Annotated in this window: 1 protein-coding gene; it reads left to right on the top strand. The window is 74.9% G+C overall.

Annotated features, from left to right (window positions below; genetic code table 11):
• Nucleotides 1-1,283 (top strand): acyl carrier protein (locus V5O46_RS31545; RefSeq protein WP_332888161.1); only part of this gene is annotated, 1,283 nt, incomplete at both ends.

Raw genomic sequence — 1,283 nt, 5'->3', positions numbered from 1 at the left:
CCTGTGGGCACCGGCGAGCGCCATGACCTCCGGCGCCGACACCGCGCGCCTGGCCCGGGGCGGCATCCTCCCGCTCCCCGCCGACCGGGGCCTGGAGCTGTTCGACGCCGCCTGCGCCGCCGAGGCACCGCTGACCGTCGCCGCGCGCCTGGACCTCACGGCGTTCCGTGCACAGGGCACCCGTATGCCCCCCGTCCTGCGGAGCCTCGCGGGCACCGCCGCCCGCCGCGCGGCACGCGCCGGCGACGCCGGGAGTCTGCGTGACCGCCTCGCCGCCCAGACCCCCGCCGAACGGACCCGCACCGTACTGGATCTGGTCCGTGGCCAGGCCGCGGCCGTCCTCGGACACGAGTCGGCCGCCGCCATCGCCGAGGACCGGGCCTTCCTCGAACTCGGCTTCGACTCCCTGACCGCCGTCGACCTGCGCAACCGCCTCGGCACGGTGACGGGTCTCCGCCTGCCCACCACCACCGTGTTCGACCACCCCAACCCGGCCGCACTGACCCGGCACATCCTCGCCGAGCTGCTCGGCGCCACGTCCGGCTCGGCACAGGTGGTCCCCACCGCCGTACGGGCGGACGAGCCGATCGCGATCGTCGGCATGGCCTGCCGTTACCCCGGCGGAGTGGCCTCGCCCGAGGACCTGTGGCGCGTCGTCGCCGAGGGCCGTGACGTCATCTCCCCCTTCCCGGAGGACCGGGGCTGGGACCTCGGCGCCCTCTACCACGCCGATCCCGACCACACGGGGACGAGCTATGCCCGCGAGGGCGGGTTCCTGCACGACGCCGCCGGGTTCGACGCCGAGTTCTTCGGGATCAGCCCGCGTGAGGCGCTGGCCATGGATCCGCAGCAGCGGCTGCTGCTGGAGGCGTCCTGGGAGGCGATCGAACGCGCGGGCATCGACCCGACCGCGCTGCGCGGCAGCGCGACCGGTGTCTTCGCCGGCCTGATGTACCACGACTACGCGGCCCGGCTCGGCACCACCCCGGAGGGCCTCGAAGGCTACCTGGGCATGGGCAACTCCGGCAGCGTCGCCTCCGGCCGCATCTCCTACACCCTGGGCCTGGAAGGCCCGGCGATCACCGTGGACACCGCGTGCTCCTCCTCCCTGGTCGCCCTGCACTGGGCGATCCAGGCGCTGCGCTCGGGAGAATGCGACCTGGCCCTGACCGGCGGCGTGTCCGTGATGGCGACCCCGGGGACGTTCGTGGAGTTCTCCCGGCAGCGGGGCCTCGCCCCCGACGGCCGCTGCAAGTCCTTCGCGGCTGCGGCCGACGGGGCCA

Origin of the sequence: Streptomyces poriticola (assembly GCF_036689765.1) — a bacterium.
In the GTDB taxonomy this organism is placed as follows: Bacteria; Actinomycetota; Actinomycetes; order Streptomycetales; family Streptomycetaceae; genus Streptomyces; species Streptomyces poriticola.
The sequence above is the reverse complement of the archived record's forward strand: the minus strand, read 5'-3'. Positions and strand labels throughout refer to the sequence as shown.